This is a genomic window from Pedobacter namyangjuensis (assembly GCF_003313325.1).
GTDB lineage: Bacteria > Bacteroidota > Bacteroidia > Sphingobacteriales > Sphingobacteriaceae > Pedobacter > Pedobacter namyangjuensis.
In genome coordinates this window covers 77,941-96,545 of sequence record NZ_QMHQ01000002.1, presented here as the reverse complement: position 1 = coordinate 96,545, position 18,605 = coordinate 77,941, and the positions used below count along the sequence as shown (strand labels likewise).

The 18,605-nt window shown below is 37.1% G+C and carries 16 protein-coding genes; 6 read left to right on the top strand and 10 right to left on the bottom strand.

Translation table 11 applies throughout. From position 1 onward, the window contains the following. Window positions 1-218: 218 nt before the first annotated feature. From DUT69_RS07600 to proS, 6 genes are all read right to left on the bottom strand, one after another. Window positions 219-2,438, bottom strand: a complete 2,220-nt coding sequence (locus DUT69_RS07600) for a B12-binding domain-containing radical SAM protein (RefSeq protein WP_240186677.1) — start codon at window positions 2,436-2,438, stop codon at window positions 219-221. A 151-nt stretch (window positions 2,439-2,589) separates the two neighbouring features. Further along, on the bottom strand, window positions 2,590-3,102 hold the full coding sequence (locus tag DUT69_RS07595; RefSeq protein ID WP_113652638.1) for a YdeI/OmpD-associated family protein: 513 nt from the start codon (window positions 3,100-3,102) through the stop codon (window positions 2,590-2,592). Window positions 3,103-3,161: 59 nt separating this feature from the next. Continuing rightward, window positions 3,162-4,052, bottom strand: coding sequence for a TIGR02757 family protein (locus tag DUT69_RS07590; protein WP_113652637.1), 891 nt, complete (start codon window positions 4,050-4,052; stop codon window positions 3,162-3,164). Between the two features lie 3 nt (window positions 4,053-4,055). Then, a complete protein-coding gene (locus DUT69_RS07585) occupies window positions 4,056-5,195 on the bottom strand; it encodes a cystathionine gamma-synthase (RefSeq protein ID WP_113652636.1) in 1,140 nt (379 codons plus the stop codon). Between the two features lies 1 nt (window position 5,196). After that, entirely contained in the window at window positions 5,197-5,889 is a 693-nt protein-coding gene (locus tag DUT69_RS07580; RefSeq protein ID WP_113652635.1) for a hypothetical protein, read from the bottom strand. Window positions 5,890-5,964: 75 nt separating this feature from the next. Then, a complete protein-coding gene (gene proS, locus DUT69_RS07575; RefSeq protein WP_113652634.1) occupies window positions 5,965-7,437 on the bottom strand; it encodes a proline--tRNA ligase in 1,473 nt (490 codons plus the stop codon). 162 nt (window positions 7,438-7,599) lie between these two features. On the opposite strand from proS, the gene DUT69_RS07570 reads away from it, so the two are divergent. Both DUT69_RS07570 and DUT69_RS07565 read left to right on the top strand, forming a co-directional pair. Further along, window positions 7,600-8,568, top strand: a complete 969-nt coding sequence (locus tag DUT69_RS07570; protein WP_162796213.1) for a hypothetical protein — start codon at window positions 7,600-7,602, stop codon at window positions 8,566-8,568. 20 nt (window positions 8,569-8,588) lie between these two features. Continuing rightward, a complete protein-coding gene (locus DUT69_RS07565) occupies window positions 8,589-10,103 on the top strand; it encodes an OmpP1/FadL family transporter (RefSeq protein WP_113652632.1) in 1,515 nt (504 codons plus the stop codon). Window positions 10,104-10,159: 56 nt separating this feature from the next. Here the strand turns inward: DUT69_RS07565 and DUT69_RS07560 are convergent, their stop codons facing one another. Both DUT69_RS07560 and DUT69_RS07555 read right to left on the bottom strand, forming a co-directional pair. After that, entirely contained in the window at window positions 10,160-11,992 is a 1,833-nt protein-coding gene (locus tag DUT69_RS07560; RefSeq protein ID WP_113652631.1) for a UbiD family decarboxylase, read from the bottom strand. A gap of 260 nt (window positions 11,993-12,252) precedes the next feature. Then, on the bottom strand, window positions 12,253-12,732 hold the full coding sequence (locus DUT69_RS07555; protein WP_113652630.1) for a Dps family protein: 480 nt from the start codon (window positions 12,730-12,732) through the stop codon (window positions 12,253-12,255). Window positions 12,733-12,908: 176 nt separating this feature from the next. Between DUT69_RS07555 and DUT69_RS07550 the strand changes: the two genes are divergently transcribed. Both DUT69_RS07550 and DUT69_RS07545 read left to right on the top strand, forming a co-directional pair. After that, entirely contained in the window at window positions 12,909-14,285 is a 1,377-nt protein-coding gene (locus DUT69_RS07550; protein ID WP_113652629.1) for a LysM peptidoglycan-binding domain-containing protein, read from the top strand. Further along, a complete protein-coding gene (locus DUT69_RS07545; protein WP_113652628.1) occupies window positions 14,272-14,907 on the top strand; it encodes a uridine kinase family protein in 636 nt (211 codons plus the stop codon). The genes DUT69_RS07550 and DUT69_RS07545 overlap by 14 nt, the downstream gene beginning before the upstream one ends. Here the strand turns inward: DUT69_RS07545 and DUT69_RS07540 are convergent, their stop codons facing one another. Continuing rightward, window positions 14,908-16,536, bottom strand: coding sequence for an acyl-CoA carboxylase subunit beta (locus DUT69_RS07540; protein WP_113652627.1), 1,629 nt, complete (start codon window positions 16,534-16,536; stop codon window positions 14,908-14,910). It lies immediately after the preceding gene. Window positions 16,537-16,754: 218 nt separating this feature from the next. On the opposite strand from DUT69_RS07540, the gene DUT69_RS07535 reads away from it, so the two are divergent. Both DUT69_RS07535 and DUT69_RS07530 read left to right on the top strand, forming a co-directional pair. Beyond that, a complete protein-coding gene (locus DUT69_RS07535) occupies window positions 16,755-17,465 on the top strand; it encodes a hypothetical protein (protein WP_113652626.1) in 711 nt (236 codons plus the stop codon). A gap of 48 nt (window positions 17,466-17,513) precedes the next feature. After that, a complete protein-coding gene (locus tag DUT69_RS07530; protein WP_113652625.1) occupies window positions 17,514-17,954 on the top strand; it encodes a DUF2721 domain-containing protein in 441 nt (146 codons plus the stop codon). A gap of 1 nt (window position 17,955) precedes the next feature. Here the strand turns inward: DUT69_RS07530 and DUT69_RS07525 are convergent, their stop codons facing one another. Then, window positions 17,956-18,540, bottom strand: a complete 585-nt coding sequence (locus DUT69_RS07525; protein WP_113652624.1) for an LOG family protein — start codon at window positions 18,538-18,540, stop codon at window positions 17,956-17,958. Window positions 18,541-18,605 lie beyond the last annotated feature (65 nt).

The window sequence follows — 18,605 nt, the reverse complement described above, 5'->3', positions numbered from 1 at the left end:
TGATAAATGAAATCTGCGAAACAAAATTCGCAGATTTTTTTGTTTAGTGGAAAACCTGTAAAATCGTCACGCTGAATTTCTTTTTTAATCTATAACGACCTTAGGATAAATGTAAAATAAGGTTAACGTGAACAAATAGAGCTGTTAAAAAAATGCTAATCGATATTTGTAATGTCGATTTTCCTATAGTAGCAATTTTAATTCTTAATCGGCGATTATCAAAGCACTAACAATCCGAACTCTCTTAATTTATAAATCGGCTTTGCGTACCAAAACAGCTCGAAGTGTTCTAAATTAGTTTCAAAATCTGCCTTTAAATCCTGAAATGTAAAAACCTTCTCGTTTGATACAGCAATTTTAGCGAGCACAGAAACTAACCACGCCCCTTCGTTTTGGTTCAGCTGAATAGAAAAAGTTTCTTTCTTATGATGGAAAGTTAAGGTCATCATCTGCCAAGAACTCCCTTTCTTAGATTTAGTAAAAACCTCAGTAAATGGTTTTCCACCTAGCCAAACAACTTTAGCAGTAGATTTAGTATTAAAACTATCATCCGCTTTTAAAGCACGATCAATAAAATCTGAGGCGACAGTTGTGCGAGGAATTTTGAAATCGAACCAATCTTGCAATTTATAGTCGAAACAAATGCCGTGCATAAAATTATAAAGCGATTTCTTTAAGCCAAAACTAAACTTGTTATGATCGATGCCCGTTTTGTCTGTGTAGTTGATATCATTATTGGCAAAAGTACCTATCTTTTCGGTTTCTTTAACAACACCAAACCTATCTGGATACATACCCACCGGGCTATGTGCAGTCATGGCAAACTGGTGCCAAAAACCAGATTGTAGAACACCAGCTTCAAATAACTGGCGTACCATTTCTAAACTATCAACAGTTTCTTGAATTGTTTGAGTAGGATAACCGTACATTAAGTAAGCATGTACCATTATTCCCGCTTCGGTAAAGTTTCTAGTAACTTTTGCAACTTGTTCTACCGTTACACCCTTATCAATCAGCTTTAGCAACCTATCAGAAGCAACTTCTAGGCCACCGGAAACTGCAATGCATCCAGATGCCTTTAGTAGCATACACAAATCTGCTGTAAAGCTTTTTTCGAACCTGATGTTCGTCCACCAAGTAACCGAAATCTTTCTGCGTAAAATCTCTAGTGCAACTTCTCGCATTAAGGCTGGTGGTGCAGCTTCATCCACAAAGTGAAATCCATTTTGCCCCGTACTAAGTAGCAGGTCTTCTATCCTATCTACAATCAGCTTTGCTGCAACTGGTTCGTAAACTTTTATATAATCTAAAGAAATATCGCAAAAAGTACATTTACCCCAATAACAGCCATGTGCCATCGTAAGTTTATTCCATCTTCCATCGCTCCACATTCTGTGCATCGGGTTTACAATCTCAATTACTGAAATGTAATTATCCAACTTTAAGTCGCTATAATCTGGTGTACCCACATCGGCTTGCTTATAATCACTCCTTAAAGCATCATTCCTGTAAACAACCTTTCCATCCTCTAACAAAAATGTTCTTTTATATAAATTAAAAGAAAGATTTTTAGTGACTGCTTCGTATAACAACTCTATCGGAAGTTCGCCATCATCTAAGGTAATGAAATCGAAAAACTCGAAAACCCTAGCATCAGAAAGCGAGCGCAATTCGGTGTTGGCAAAACCGCCACCCATAGAAATTTTAACTGCCGGAAAGTGTTTTTTAACGTATTGCGCACAGCGGAAAGCAGCGTACAAATTTCCAGGAAATGGAACCGAAATCAGAAAAATTTTAGGAACTACAGCTTCCACTCTTTCATGCAGAATCCTCATCAAAATTTTATCAATATAAGTTAGTTCCTGATTTAAAATACCGTAAAGCTCGTCGAATGAGTTGGCACTTCTCCCTAATCGCTCTGCATACCTACTAAAACCAAAATTAGGGTCAACACATTCTACAATGAAATCTGATAAATCTTCTAAATAAAGGGTTGATAAATGCTTTGCTTTGTCTTGTGTGCCCATTGCTCCGAAAGCCCAGTCTAATTCCTCTAATTGGGCAAATCGAGATGCTTCTGGCAAATAATCTTCAAGGCAAATTTGTAAGGCTAGCGTTGGATTTTTACCCTGCAAAAATAGGATTACCGGATCTATGGTTTTAAGATACTCTTCTTTTAACGCAATGATTCGCTGTGCGTTAAAAGAAAGGGCAGCATTATTTGAATAAGCCTCGGCATGACTAAATAAATCTGTTAAACCTTCTTTAGAAAATAGCGCAAGGATTACTTCAATACCTAGATCTGCCTGTACAGAACTAATATTTTTTGTATTAAGAAAACCTTTAATATACGCAGTAGCCGGATACGGTGTATTCAGTTGTGTAAATGGCGGGGTAATTAAAAAAAGGTCGGCTTTCAAAAGATTTATTTTCTGCAAAAATACAGTTTTTATAGTTTCAACCGAACAGAGATTTTGGAAGATTCTCTTTGGGTTTGATTTTTTTATCCTTTCACCTTACCAAATACAAGAGGATAAAGACTTTGGATGTTTGCAAGGCCAGAGGAATATTAAAAGTTATTAGAGCTGATTAAATAGCTGTTTTCTTATTACTTCTAAGCATTAAACCGAAATCTTGTTTCTTTGCCATCGCATCAACAATCATAATTAAACGTTTTGTTCTGGTAGCTTCAGTTTTTGCTGTATTTAACCATACAATAAAATAATTTTGATGAGACTTTGTGTAGGATAAAAAATGTTCTAGCAAGCCTTCTTCTTGTGCTAAACAAACCTCTAAATCTTCTGGCATATCAATTTTAAAATCAATATCGTGCTCCAAAGAAACGCTAACTGGATTACCCGCAACCTTATTAAGTTGTTTACGAAGTTTTGCATCGAGTGTTAAAATAAAATCGCCACCACCTATGGGCAACAAACTTTTCCCAACGATCGATATGTTATCAATCGTTCCACGCACCCGCATTCCACGCTTATCATCAGGTTTAATTTGTTGGGCAATTTCTGCCGGTATAAAAACGTAAGACCAGCCGGTTTTTTCGCCGTTGGCATCAAACTTTTCTATCTCCGATTTCAATGTAATCATGATTAAAGATAAAAGAACAAAAATAAAGGAACAATGATTAAAATAAAAAATTATAGCGCTTAAAACCGCTCTTCTATCCCTAAACCAAAAAGTGCGAAATCATATTTAACAGGATCGTTTGGATCAAGTTTTTTCAGGTTTTCCGTAAGTTCAACGGCAGTTAACCAATCTGTCTGTTTTCTTTTGATCAATTCTAATCTTCTCGCAACACGATCTACATGTAAATCGCAGGGACAAACCAAACTTGAGGGTTTAATCGTATTCCATAAGCCAAAATCTACGCCTGCATTGTCTTTTCTTACCATCCACCTTAAAAACATATTTAAACGTTTGCAAGTAGACTTTTGCAATGGCGAAGAAATGTGTTTCATCGTTCTACGCGGAAAATCTGGCAAGCTGAAAAAATAGGCTCTAAAATAATTAAGTGCTTGCTCAGCCGAAACTTCAGTATTAGAAAAATTGCTTATTGCACATGGTGATGAAGTCAACTCAATTTCGTTAGATGCTAAATCTGGCAAATAGCCTGAAATAATGCGGTTACTTGGAAGAAATGCAGTTTCTAATGAACTTGAATTAGTATAGTGATGCTTAAAAAATGAAACGAAATAAAGCAAATCGGTATCGTTAAAAGTTCGATGCTTAAAACCCAACAATCCTTTTAAATCCGCATCGCTGTGATTGAGCATAAACTGATAAGGCTGATTATCCATCCTTAAAAAAAGCTCATTACACTTATTAATAATAGTTTTGCGTTGGCCCCAAGCTAAAATTGCCGCAAAAAATGCGGCAATTTCTATGTCTTGCTTTAATTGGTACTGGTGCGGAATACAGATTGGATCATTGGCTATAAAATCAGGCTGGTTGTATTGCTCAACCTTTGCATCTAAAAATGTTGCCAATTCTTGTCCCCTAAATTTCGATAAAGGGATTTGTACTTTAATGCCCGCCATTTATTAAGCTAGAGCTTGCTCCAAATCAGCCAACAAATCGTCTATATCCTCTACTCCTACGCTTAAACGCAAAAGATTGTCGGTTACGCCAACCTTTTCACGTTCTTCTTTCGGGATAGAACCATGCGTCATTGTGGTTGGATGATTAACTAGAGACTCTACACCACCTAAAGATTCTGCCAATGAGAATACCTTGAATCTTGATGCAATTCTAAATGTTTCCTGCAAATCCGCATCTTTTAACGTTATGGAAACCATACCTCCAAAACCACGCATTTGTTTTTTAGCGATGTCATGGTTTGGATGATCTTCAAAACCTGGCCAGTAAATTTTATCAATTTTTGGATGTTTTTTAAGATAATGCGCTACTTTTTCTCCGTTTTCGCAATGCGCTTTCATACGCAAATGCAAAGTTTTTATCCCTCTTAATACCAAGAAAGAATCTTGTGGACCTGGCGTGGCGCCACATGCGTTATAAATGAAAAACAAATCTTTGTAAAGTTGTTCGTTATTGGTTAACAAAGCACCCATTACCACATCAGAGTGACCACCGATATATTTAGTAACCGAATGCATAACGATATCGGCTCCCAGATCTGCTGGATTTTGCAAGTATGGTGACGCAAAAGTATTGTCAACCGTTAACAAAATGTTTTTCTCTTTAGTGATTTTCGCAACACCTTCTATGTCTATAATACGCATAGTTGGGTTGGTTGGTGTTTCTATCCAAACCAATTTTGTTTTTTCATTCACATAAGGAATAATATTTTCTGGCTTAGATAAGTCTATGAAGTGGAATTTAATTCCATATTTAGCATATACCTTGGTGAAAATACGATATGAACCTCCGTACAAATCATCTCCTGTAATTACCTCATCACCAGGTTGCAATAGTCTTAAAACAGTGTCTGTTGCTCCCATTCCGCTACTAAAAGCTAAGCCATACTTACAATTTTCAAGCGCTGCTAAACAATCTTCTAGTGCCTTGCGAGTTGGGTTTGTACCTCTAGAATATTCGTAGCCCTTATGTTCGCCTGGCGATTTTTGCCAGTAAGTAGAAGTTTGATAAATTGGGGTCATTACAGCGCCCGTTGTTGGGTCTGGTTCCTGACCAGCGTGTATAGCTTTTGTTGCAAATTTCATGTTATAATGTATTATTTTGCTGAATTTCTGAATTAAATAAATAGCCTAAACGTTTACCCGTTGGATAACCGCTTGCAGCGATTAATGATTGTTTTTGATGCAATGTTACATCTTTAATTTGTGCAAACGGTGGTAAAATCAAATCGGCATTAAGGCATAATAATATAGAACGTTCTAAAATGTCGGTTATTTTTTCTTCGGTAATTATGTTTGTAGCCAGATCGTCATATAAAAAACCGAGAGCGCCTTCTCCTTCTACCACAAAATGTTTGTCTTTATTTACTAAAATCCTAGCAATTAAACTTCCCTCATCAGCTAGACGATTATATTTTATAGAATCTGCCAAAAAGTTGTGTACGTAAATTGCACCGCAAAAGCTTAAGCTCTCATCTGCTTTAACGTAACTGGTTTGAAAAATAGAATGAGCCTCATCAAAAGTAAAAACATTACTATGCATAGAAAGCATGAGCATATCTCCAGAGAATTTTAATTGCGCTTCAAACTGGTTGTTTTCCTTATAATTTATCTCTACAGAAGAATCTTTACTTGTATAATCATGATGAAGTTTAGATCCTAACTTTGAAAGTACCGTTTTAGTTAAAGCAAAAACTTCAGCTGTGCTACGATATATTGATTGTTTCAAAGACGCCTTACTCGCTAACTTTGAAAGTATCTCTTGGTAATTTTCGTTCATATTTTAGGTACGAAGTAATAAAGATTAAGAATTAGAAAAATTAAATTTCCAATTCTTAATCCCGAGCCTTACAATCTAGTAAGCTCTAGCAAATAATACTCTCTGAATAGAAGGTTTTCCTGTAACCATACAAACACCATCTTCCAATTTATTATCTAGTGGGATACATCTAATCGTTGCTTTTGTTTCCTCTTTAATCAACTTTTCGGTCTCGGCTGTGCCATCCCAATGTGCCGCAATAAATCCTGTTTTTGTATCTAAAAGCTGTTTAAACTCTTCGTAAGAATTAGCCTCGGTAATGTGTTCTTCTCTAAACTTGTGCGCTTTATTAAAAATATTTTCTTGTATCTGGTGTAGCAGTTGCACGATATAGATATCCAAACCCTCTTGCGGAACGGTCATTTTCTCCCTAGTGTCTCTACGAGCAAGTTCTACAGTGCCATTCTCCATATCTCTTCCACCAATTGCCAAACGTACTGGCACACCTTTAAGTTCGTATTCTGCAAATTTAAAACCTGGTCTTTGGCTATCGCGATCATCGTATTTTACAGAAACGCCTAAACCTTTTAACCTTGGAATCAATTCATCAACAAATCCAGATATTTTGGCTAAATCTTCTTCTCCTTTATAAATCGGAACGATAACTACCTGAATAGGAGCTAATTTTGGTGGAAGAACTAAACCTGCATCATCACTATGTGACATAATTAACGCACCCATTAAACGCGTTGAAACACCCCAAGAAGTTGCCCAAACGTGTTCTTGCTTACCTTCTTTGCTGGTAAATTTAACGTCAAATGCTTTAGCAAAGTTCTGACCTAAAAAGTGCGATGTTCCGGCTTGTAAAGCTTTACCGTCTTGCATCAAAGCTTCAATACAATATGTATCTAATGCGCCAGCAAAACGTTCAGTTGGTGTTTTTTTACCTTTAACAACAGGCACAGCCATCCAATTTTCTGCAAAATCGGCGTACACATCTAACATTCTTTCAGTTTCCTCGATTGCTTCTTTTGCGGTAGCGTGTGCAGTGTGTCCTTCTTGCCATAAAAATTCTGTAGTACGCAAAAACAATCTTGTTCTCATTTCCCAACGTACCACATTTGCCCATTGGTTAATTAATAAAGGCAAATCACGGTAAGATTCTATCCAGCCTCTATAAGTGTTCCAAATAATAGTTTCAGATGTTGGACGAACGATTAGTTCTTCTTCTAATTTCGCGGTTTCGTCAACTATAATGTTGCCATTTCCGTCATTTTTAAGACGATAATGTGTCACTACGGCACACTCTGTAGCAAAGCCTTCTACGTGTGCTGCTTCTTTACTAAAATATGACTTTGGAATGAACAAGGGGAAGTAAGCGTTACTGTGACCAGTATCTTTAAACTTTTGATCTAAAACCGCTTGCATCTTCTCCCAGATAGAGTATCCGTACGGCTTAATAACCATACAACCCTTAACTGAAGAATGCTCTGCTAGGTCGGCTTTTATAACAATGTCGTTATACCACTGAGAATAATCATCATTTTTGCTTGTAATACCTTTGCTCATAACTATTTGGAACGTTTTTTGTGTTAAAATTCTTGTAAAGTTGTTTACAAAGCTATAAATTTATAGCTACAATTTGATTCAACATACAAACAAAACACATAGATCAAGAAATAAGCCATTCGCTAATTTCTTGTGGCAATTGATAACATAAACAAAACACACATGAAACCTAACCATTTATTCACCAGTTTGCTCGCAGCAACCGCCTTGTTGGTCGCTTCGTGCTCTACATCAAAGATGGCAAGTAATGCTAGTCACGATGATGTTTACAATACAACGGCACAGGCTAAGGAATATAAACCGGCACCGCCTGTTCAAAATCAAATGTCAGATCAGTATGCAACAACCGATGAGGTTGATGAGTACTACGGTAAAAGTGATCCATATTACGACATGGATTATTCTTCGCGTATAGACCGTTTCTATTATGGTTCTCCATACAGAAACTACTATGATCCATTTTATAATTACTACGGATATAACTCTTTCTATAGCCCATACAACAACTACTACTTTGGTGGTGGATTTGGATTAGGATTTCAGTTTAATAACTGGTTTAATAATCCTTGGAACGGTTGGGGTTTCAACTACGGTTGGAATCCTTACAACAACTTCTGGGGTCCATACTCTTGGGGCGGTGGCTTTTACGGTGGCGGTTTCTACGGCGGTGGCTGGGGAGGCGGTTGGAATAATGGTGGCTATTGGGCCGGCAGAAATACCTACAACCCTAACTATGGCGCTAGACCAAGCAGAGGTTCTGAAAATGGTGTAAGTAGACCAGGAAGAGCTAATGGTTATTTTGGTGGTGCTAACGGCGTTCCAGCTCGAGGCAATAGCGGTCTTGGTAATAACAATGCCATTGGTGGTACTAGATCTGAAAGATACAATCCTTCAAATAATGGAGGTGCAGTATCTCGCCCAAATCCTTCTAGCAACACCAGACCAACTAGAGGTGGTGAAGTTAACAGATCTGCACCTACCAGAAGCGAGGCACCAACTAGAACACAACCAACTTACACTCCTCAACAAAGTTCTCCTCCACCATCAAGCGGTGGATCTAGAGGTGGTTCTTCTGGAGGCAGTAGCGGTGGTAGCTCTGGTGGCGGAAGACCAACTAGAGGTGGTAGATAATCTAATTAACGCATACACAAATGAAAAAAATGATATTAATGCTTGCGGTAGCTACAGTAGCTACCGCCGGTAATACTTACGCTCAATATGCGAATGACGCATTAAGATTCTCTCAAACCAATTATGGAAGTACAGCCCGTTTTAAAGCAATGGGTGGCGCACAAATTGGTGTTGGTGGAGATATGAGTTCTTTAGGTGGTAACCCTGCAGGACTTGGTTTATTCACTAAATCGGAATTTAGCTTAACGCCAGAGTTTAATCTTAACAATGTAAAAGCCTCTTATTTAGGTGAGAACACCAATACCGACAAAAGTAAATTAAATTTAAATCAAGTTGGTGCTGTTTTCTATGCTCCAGTTTATAAACAAACTGGTCAAGACACCAAAAAAGGTTTAATAAGTTCGGTTTTTGGTATTGGATATAACAGAACTAATGATTACACCATGGAAGCGAATTATGGTGGTAGAAATGGAAGCAACTCTATAACTGATTATTTTGCAGAATTAGCTGGCTCTACCGCACCAAATAATCTTGCAACCGGAAGTTTGGAACGCATGGCGTATGATAATTACCTGATCACGAGAGATGACGTAGCAAACAACTATTTTTCTGAAACATTTGTTGATGGAACATTAAATCAGTTTAATAACCAACAGAAGAACGAGATACGTTCTGGATCAGTTTCTGAATTTAATTTTTCTGGTGCTTTAAATATCTCTAATCAGGTTTACATTGGTGCTACCATTGGTTTAATTGATTTAAGATACAATTCTGATGCGCAATTTAGAGAAACAGGTACTGCAAGAGAATATAATAACGATGCACTTACAGGTAATAATATCAATTATGATTTATTATTCAACCAAAGCCAAGAAACTAGAGGTTCTGGTATAAACGGTAGATTAGGTATAATTGTGAGACCTGTTGGCGATTTGAGATTAGGTGCCACCTTACAAACGCCTACTTGGTTCGCGATAGATGATCGTTACTCTGAAGGTTTGGATAATAGAGGAACAATTAGAGGAACAAATCAGAGTGAAACATATGATTTCAGCTACAATCTTAGAACTCCCTTAAAAGGTTCATTCGGTGCTAGTTATATTATAGGCGGACAAGGTATTATCTCTGCTGATATTGATTATGTAGACTACGCTAGTATTAAATTATCATCTAACGATGGAATTGGAAATAGTACTTTGTTCAGAGAAAACAATGCTCAAATTAGAGAAAACTATCAAGGTGCGATAAACTACAGGGTTGGTGGCGAGTACAAAATTGAAAATTTGAGTTTGAGAGCCGGTTACGCTGTAAACGGTAGCCCTTACAAAAATGACGATGATGGAAAATTTGATGTAAAAATTATCAGCGCTGGTTTAGGTTATAGAGTAAGTAACTATTCTATTGACTTAGCTTACCAACGTATAAACAGCGACTTAACATCAAGCCCGTATACTTTAAATAATTTTACTGAGCCTGTTGCCAATATTAAAAACAGCATGAACAATGTATTTTTAACCTTAGGATTAAGATTCTAAAATTTATAATTACATAAAAAAGCGTCGCTAAATAATTTAGCGACGCTTTTTTTATTTTAGATAATTCCAAACAAGGAACCACCTTTTTCGGCAAGGCGATTTATGCGCTTCTCCACCGCTTCATCTTTAATTAACTCTGGTGCATGATGTGGCTTTTTCCGAGCGTCAATAATAACAGGTCCTTTGCAACCCCAATGCTTGTTTTCGGTAAAGGCATTTACACCATCAATATCACTTGCCGGATTACTTCTTGTAAAGGTTACCCAAACCAGATTATTTATATTTTCAGCAGTAAATTGCGCATCGTCGCATACTACTATTAAAGGCAAATCAAAGAGATCAAATTCCTTTAAAACAGTTTTCAAATTTTCAATATCCTTCAAGGCATCAGCTTTGCTTAAAAAGCCGGGCGCCGTTACAGCCAAAACTCCAGGTATAGCTATTTTATAATCAAACCCCTTTGGTAGAGAAAACTCCTTTGGCAAAATACGCATCAGGTCTCTTCGCTTCTGCCCTGCTGCTGCAAAAACAACTTTCGATCCAGCGTTCAATCCCTCGCCACTATAATCAAGCGTATCTATTGTTGTATTGGTATAAAAGTGTAAATCTTTCTCTAAATCGATACGTTCTAAAACATGGGTTATAAAGCCTTCAATGTTATTTGCACTTAAGGTTTCATCGTCTTCCCTAGCAGCGATAAAAAGATATTTAGCTAAACTTAATTGGTTTTTACCTAAAATATGATTGGCGATTGTTAAAATTTCCTGCGGTTTGCGGTGTTTTAAATACGGAGTATATCGCTCGCTACCAATAGCAAACAATAATGGATGTACACCAGCAGCATCTACCGCGTTAACTTCTTTTAAACCATGTATTTCTTTTGGAATCGCAGAACCGGTTATTTCATGAATTAGCGCACCAAAACTGGTATCTTCCTGCGGTGGCCGACCAACAACTGTAAACGACCAAATTGCATCTTTTTTATGATAAACGTTATGCACTTTCATCAAAGGAAACGGATGAGTCAAGCTGTAATAACCTAAGTGATCTCCAAAAGGACCTTCTGGTTTATTTTCTTGTGGATAAACCGTTCCGGTAATTACAAAATCAGCATCTGCTGAGATGCAAAACCCTTCCTCATCTCTAAAATACCTAAATCGCCTTGCGCCTAATGCACCCGCAAAGGTTAATTCAGACAAACCTTCTGGTAAAGGCATTACAGCTGCTAATGGGTGTGATGGTGGTCCACCTACAAAAATACTCACCTTTAAAGGTTCCCCTTTGGCATTTGCTTTAGTTTGGTGTACCCCTATTCCTCTATGAATTTGATAATGCAAGCCAATTTCCTTATCAGCGATATAATCATTTCCAGCTAGTTGGATTCTGTACATACCCAAATTGCTGTTCATCACCCCTGGTTTATCAATATCCTCCGTAAAAACTTGGGGCATCGTAATAAACGGACCGCCATCCATGGGCCAATTTACAATTTGAGGCAAACTACTTATGGTTGTTTTCTCAAAAGTGCTTTTAAATAACGATTGTTTTAGCGGAAGTGCAGTTACTGCTGTTAAAGCGGTTCCAGCATATTTAACTGGATTTTTCAACGCCTTCATAGGGTCGTTGCGCAATGAAACTAGATCCTCAACTTTTGATAAACTATCTCTAAACATAAATTTAGAGCGTTCTAAAGTGCCGAAAAGATTAGATACTGCGGGGAATTTGCTGCCCTTCACTTTTTCAAAAAGTAACGCCGGACCTTGCTTTTCATATACACGTAAATGTATGGCAGCCATTTCCAAATAAGGATCAACTTCTTCCTTTATTCTAATTAAATGTCCGTGCTTTTCTAAATCGGCCACGCACTCTGCTAAATTCTTGTATCCCATTTGCCACAAATATATATAATTGAGTTTTGCGAATGCATTTGATTTTTATAGGAAAAGGAATTTTTGTGCACTATTTTACGTCAGTCTGGCATTACACTGTATCTTTTTATTCCTTGCAGAAATAAAAAGGATGCCGCTTCATTCCAGTTTAGTTATCAAATTAATTGCTACTAGGTAACAAAAAAAAGAGCAATTAGCATAACCTAATTACTCTTTGTAAATCGAAATCACGAAGATTCAGGATAATCTATGGTATCGTTTTATTTCTTGCCTGCGAAAGAACGCAACATCCAAGTTGTTTTTTCTTTAAACTGCATAAATCTGTTTACCATATCGTTACTTCCATCGTCACTAGCATCTGCGGTGGCTTCTAACAATTCGCGTTCTAGCTCAATTAATTTGGCCATATCTTCTAAAACAGCATCAACCATATCCATATCTTTCATTCCAATGGTGTCTACTTCTTTTATAGCAGATTCTTTAATATAATCTGCGAAACGGCTGTGAGGCGGTTTTCCTAAAGTAAGCACACGTTCTGCAATCTCATCTATGGTTAACTGAGCGTTCGTATATAATTCTTCGAACTTAATATGCAACGTAAAAAAGTTTTGCCCTTTAATATTCCAATGGCAACCTCTCAATTTTTGGTAATGGATATGATAATTAGCTAAATAATCGTTTAACATATCAACAATTGGTTTAACTTCTTTTTCGTTTAAGCTTATTTCTTTTGCGTCCATAATGGTGTTTTTTTTATGATTTTTAAATCTTCCTTAACAACAAATCAGTGCTACAAAAGGTTTCATAAAAATACTCCATCAGCACAATAGATGTGTCATCACATCGTTTTATATTCGCAATTGTGCAAGCAAATTTTTCGTATAATTGTCTTTTCAAACCGAGAATTAAAATTTTAATGCATAAAATATATACAATTCTATTAGCTACCTCTCTATCGGGAGCATCCCTAGCTAAAGCAAGTACTGTTGTAGACTCTGTTGGGGTTGAGAACAACAAGGGAAAAAAATTAATCATCCACAAGGTTGATCCAAAAGATACCTACTATTCTATTGCAAGAAAATATAACGTTAACTATAAGGATGTTATGGCTTTTAACGAAGCAAAACAATTACAAATTGGTATTACGTTAAAAATACCTACCGAGCTTCCGTTTAGCAATATTTCTAGTGCTCCGGTAGTTGGCAATAGTACAGGACTTACAGAATATACCATCAAGCCAAAAGATAACTTGAACATGTTAGCCGAGCGTTTTGGCACAACGGTAAATGAAATTAAAAAGGTTAATAATTTAAACTCCATCAATTTACAAGTTGGTCAGGTTTTAAAGATACCTAGTGGCACACCTACTGAAGTTGTAAGCGCACCTGTAAAAACAGCTACCTACACACCAACGCCTGTACAGAGCCAAACTACAGCTTCCACAAACATTCCATCAACTTTAAACACAATTGAACATACAGTTGCGCCTAAAGAAAATTTAAATTTGTTAGCGCAAAAGTATGGTACAACTATAGATGAAATCAAAAAATTAAACGGGTTAACTTCAAGCAATTTAAGAATCGGACAAGTTTTAAAAATTGGCACTAATAATACCGTAGTTACGGAAACTGTTCCTGCCGTTACACAACCTGTTGTTACAAAGCCTGTAGTCGAAAAAGTTGTAACACAGCCGGTAAGCAAACCAGTTATTACAAACAACAACAAACCAGAAACTGTAAACGGTTTTGAGCACATAGTTTTAACTGGCGAAACCATTTATTCGATAGCTAAAAAATATAACCTTACAACTTATCAAATTAAAACGGCTAACAACTTGCCAGGCAACGAGGTTAAAGTTGGTCAGAAGTTAATAATTACAGCACCAAGATCTGTTGCAGTTGCAAGCATCAATAACGATGAAGATGAGGATGATTCGGTTGGTACAAATGCAAACACCATCAAAGATCCATCTTTAAGATTACCGGCTAGCAGATACGGCCTTACGCAGTTTGAAGAAAAAGGAACAGCTGTTTGGATAGCAGACCAAGATTTAGACCCAGCGAAAATGTACGTTTTACATCGCACTGCGCCAATCGGAACCGTAATAAAGGTAACCAATCCGATGAGCAATCGCTCGGCATTTGCAAAGGTTGTTGGTAAATTTACCGAGAACGAAACCACAAAAGATGTTATAATTGTAATGACAAAAGCGGTAGCAGATGCTGTTGGCGCTTTAGACAAGCGTTTTTTCTGCAATATAAATTACGGTGCTCAAGAGAATGAACAACAATAAACCATTAATTATCGGAATTGCAGGAGGTAGCGGTTCTGGCAAAACATTTTTTTTAAACAGCTTTTTACATCATTTTAAAAATGACGAGGTAACGTTATTATCGCAAGACGATTATTATATCCCGGCAGGAGAAATGACGCAAGAAGAAAACAAGCTTTATAATTTCGATCTTCCGTCTACAATTGACGATGAGCAATTTTTAATAGACATTAAAAAAATTGTAAAAGGAGAAGTAGTTTATAAAAAAGAGTACAATTTTAATAACCCTTTGGCTGTTGTTAAAATTCTGGAGATTAAGCCTGCTCCCATTTTAATTGTTGAAGGTCTTTTTATTTTGCACTTTAAAGAAATTGCAGACCTATTAGACATTCGTATTTTTATTGAGGCCGATGAAGAAGTTGCATTACAACGCCGTATAAAACGCGATGGAATGGAACGTGGCTATCCGGAAGATGATGTGTTGTACAAATGGCACAATCACGTGGTACCGGCTTATAAAGAGTTTTTACTACCTTACCGCGATGAATGCAATAAGATAGTAGTTAACAATCATGATACGCCTGATGATATCATCAGAATTACAGAAGAAATTACGGAGGAATTAAAGTCTAAATTCTGCTAGTTAAGTTTGAATAACACCTACGTTAAAAGCTTTTTTAATTGGGGATTGATTAGCTGCTTCAATTCCCATTGAAATAACTTTTCTGGTTTCTAAAGGATCGATTATTCCATCAACCCAAAGCCTTGAAGCTGCGTAGTATGGCGTAGTCTGACTGTTGTAACGGTCCGTTATCTCTTTCAACAATGCTTGTTCTTTTTCTGGCGTAATAATTTCGCCTTTGGCTTTTAATGATGCTTGTTCCATTTGCAAAATCACCTTGGCAGCTTGTGCACCGCCCATTACGGCAATTTTGGCGGTAGGCCAAGCATAAATTAATCTCGGATCATAAGCTTTTCCGCACATTGCATAATTACCTGCGCCATAAGAATTACCCATAACAATTGTAAATTTTGGCACTACAGAATTTGAAACAGCATTAACCATTTTTGCCCCGTCTTTAATAATACCGCCATGCTCCGATCTGCTACCCACCATAAAACCTGTTACATCCTGTAAAAACACCAGCGGAATTTTCTTTTGGTTGCAGTTCATTATAAACCTTGTAGCTTTATCCGCACTGTCCGAATAAATTACACCGCCAAACTGCATCTCGCCTTTTTTAGATTTTACAACGTTGCGCTGATTGGCTACTATACCAACTGCCCAACCATCAATACGGGCTAAACCACAAACAATGCTCTGCCCAAATAACTGCTTGTATTCTTCAAATTCAGAGTTATCTACTAATCGTTTAATAATTTCACGAACTTCGTAAGGCTTTTCCCTATTTTCAGGTAAAATCCCGTACAATTCCTTTTCGTCTAATTTTGGAGCCAGAGGTTTTATTCTGTCAAAACCAGCATTTTCGGGTGCCCCAATCATGCTCATTATTTTTTTAATACTATCCAGGCAAGCTTTATCGTTAGGATGCTTATAGTCTGTTACGCCAGATATTTCGCAGTGCGTTGTAGCTCCTCCCAAAGTTTCGTTATCTATATCTTCGCCTATGGCCGATTTGACTAAATAAGAACCAGCTAAAAAAACCGAACCTGTGCCTTCTACAATCATCGCTTCATCGCTCATAATTGGCAAATATGCACCGCCAGCTACACAAGAGCCCATAATTGCAGAAATTTGAACAATTCCTTCAGAACTCATAATAGCATTGTTCCTAAACATGCGTCCAAAATGTTCCTTATCCGGAAAAATTTCATCCTGCATGGGCAAATAAACGCCGGCGCTATCCACCAAATAAATTACCGGCAAACGATTTTCCATCGCAATTTCTTGCGCCCTAAGGTTTTTCTTGGCCGTCATCGGAAACCAGGCGCCAGCTTTAACAGTTGCATCATTGGCAACAATCATACACTGCCTGCCACTAACATAACCTATTCCACAAACCACACCAGCACTAGGGCAACCGCCTTGCTCAGCATACATTCCGTCCGCTGCAAACGCACCCAATTCTAAAAATTCGCGTCCCTCATCTGTTAAATATGCAATTCGCTCTCTAGCAAGCAACTTACCTTTCTCTTTTTGTTTAGCTGCATTTTTTTCGCCTCCACCGGCGTATATTTTTTTTAATTTGGTTTTAAGTTCATAAACAAGTTGTTTATTAACATCCTCGTTTTTATTGAATTCTATGTTCATGAAAGCAAGTTACTTGTTAATTTTAGAAAACTAAAACCCATATCGGTCTAAAGTTTTCAGTCTCCAGTAAATTAGTAGAAAATCAAATGCAGTACATTACACAAAATCAGTCCGGCTATCCATTATGGCCCTCGTTCCTCGGGGCTGCCATTTCTATCCGGTTTATTTAACCCAATACATTGCTACAACAAACAGCACTGTTTTGCGTTAGCATAATTATGAAATACCTGTTTCTCCTATTATTCTGCAGTGTACAAATCAGCTTTGCGCAACAAAACTTTTATTACCCAAACTTAAATAAACAAGGCACAGACATTGGTTCAATAACTCCTAATAAATGGACCGTGATTGACACCGCTTACGGGGATTTAAACCACGACGATCTGCCGGACATGGCTATTATTCTGGAACACAATTTGGCCATTACAGAACATAGGGCTTATGGCGATAATAGCACGGAGATTATAAAGGAATTTCAGAAACCTAGAATGTTAGCGGTATATTTTAAAGACGCAAAAGGGAAATATACCCTAGCATTGCAGAACAATAATTTTATTTTACGCGAAAACGAAGGAGGAGAAATGGGCGAACCTTTAAAATCGCTCAAAATATCAAGCAATAGTTTGCATTTGGGCTTTGAAGGTGGCGGTGGTTGGCGCTGGAAATTAGATTATCAATTTAAGTTTCAGCAAAAAACTTGGAATTTAGTGGCTGCAAACAATACTTATTACAACCCAACTTCTGGCGAGGTTAGCGATGTAAAATATGATTTTATCATAAAAAAATTGAAGCATACTACAGGGAACATGTTTGCTAGGAACGTTGCCAATCAAGTTTACGAAGAACCGTTAAATACAGGAGCACTTAGAACTTTTCAGACATTTAAAAAACCTTGGACTTGGGAAATTATTAAAGACAACTTTTTATAGGCTTATTAGTGATTATTTGATATGTTTGACCTATAAATTGTTCCTCGCATGAGTCTTAGCATTAACGTTCCCGCTTTGTTGTTTCCGGCAATTAGTTTAATTATGTTGGCCTACACCAATAGATTTTTAGCCTTGGCAAGTTTAGTAAGAAGCTTGCATGCTAAGTACAAAGCAGAAGAAGAAAATGCATTGCTACACCACCAAATTAGAAATTTACGTTACCGGTTAAGGCTAATTAAAAATATGCAGGCCTACGGTGTTTGTAGTTTTTTAGCCTGCATTGTATGCATGTTTTTCATCTATATAGAAAACGAGATGATTGCAGAAATTCTATTTGCCATCAGTCTAATTGCCTTTTTAGCATCGTTAATTACTTCTTTAATTGAAATACAATTAAGTACAAAAGCTTTAGAATTTCAGCTTAGCGACATGGAAGATCTGAAAGACCCATCTATAGTAAGTTACATTAAAAACAAATTCGACAAATAGTTTATACTAGATTTCTATCCTTAAACCAAACTTCATCGGGCTTTGCCACAAAATGCTCCATTTTGTTTATTAAGTTTTGCACATCTGTTTCGTTAAAAATCAAATCTCTATTTGCTTGTTTTAAAAAACGGTTTTCTACCATCACATCCATTTGCTTAAACAAGAAATCGTAAAAACCACCTACGTTTAACACGCCAATTGCTTTACCATGCAAACCTAACTGCAACCAAGTAAGCACCTCAAAAAGCTCTTCTAACGTACCAAAACCGCCCGGCAACACTAAAAATCCGTCAGATAAATCGGCCATTTTCTGTTTGCGTTGATGCATATTTTCGGTTACAATCATTTCGGTTAAACCTGTATGTCCAACCTCCTTATCCATTAAAAACTGTGGAATAACCCCTATTGCCTTACCATTTAATTTCAAAACTTCGTTTGCAATTAAACCCATTACGCCAACACTTCCACCACCGTAAACCAGGGTAATATCTCGTTCTACCATTGTTCTGGCTAAGCTCTCAACAGCTTGCAGCACTGCCGGATCGCCATTAAAATTAGACCCGCAATAAACACAAAGTGATTTCATCTTTTATAAATTTTGGCTCAAAAATAGCAAAAAGATTCCTCGTTCATTGGCTCAATAGTTCATTG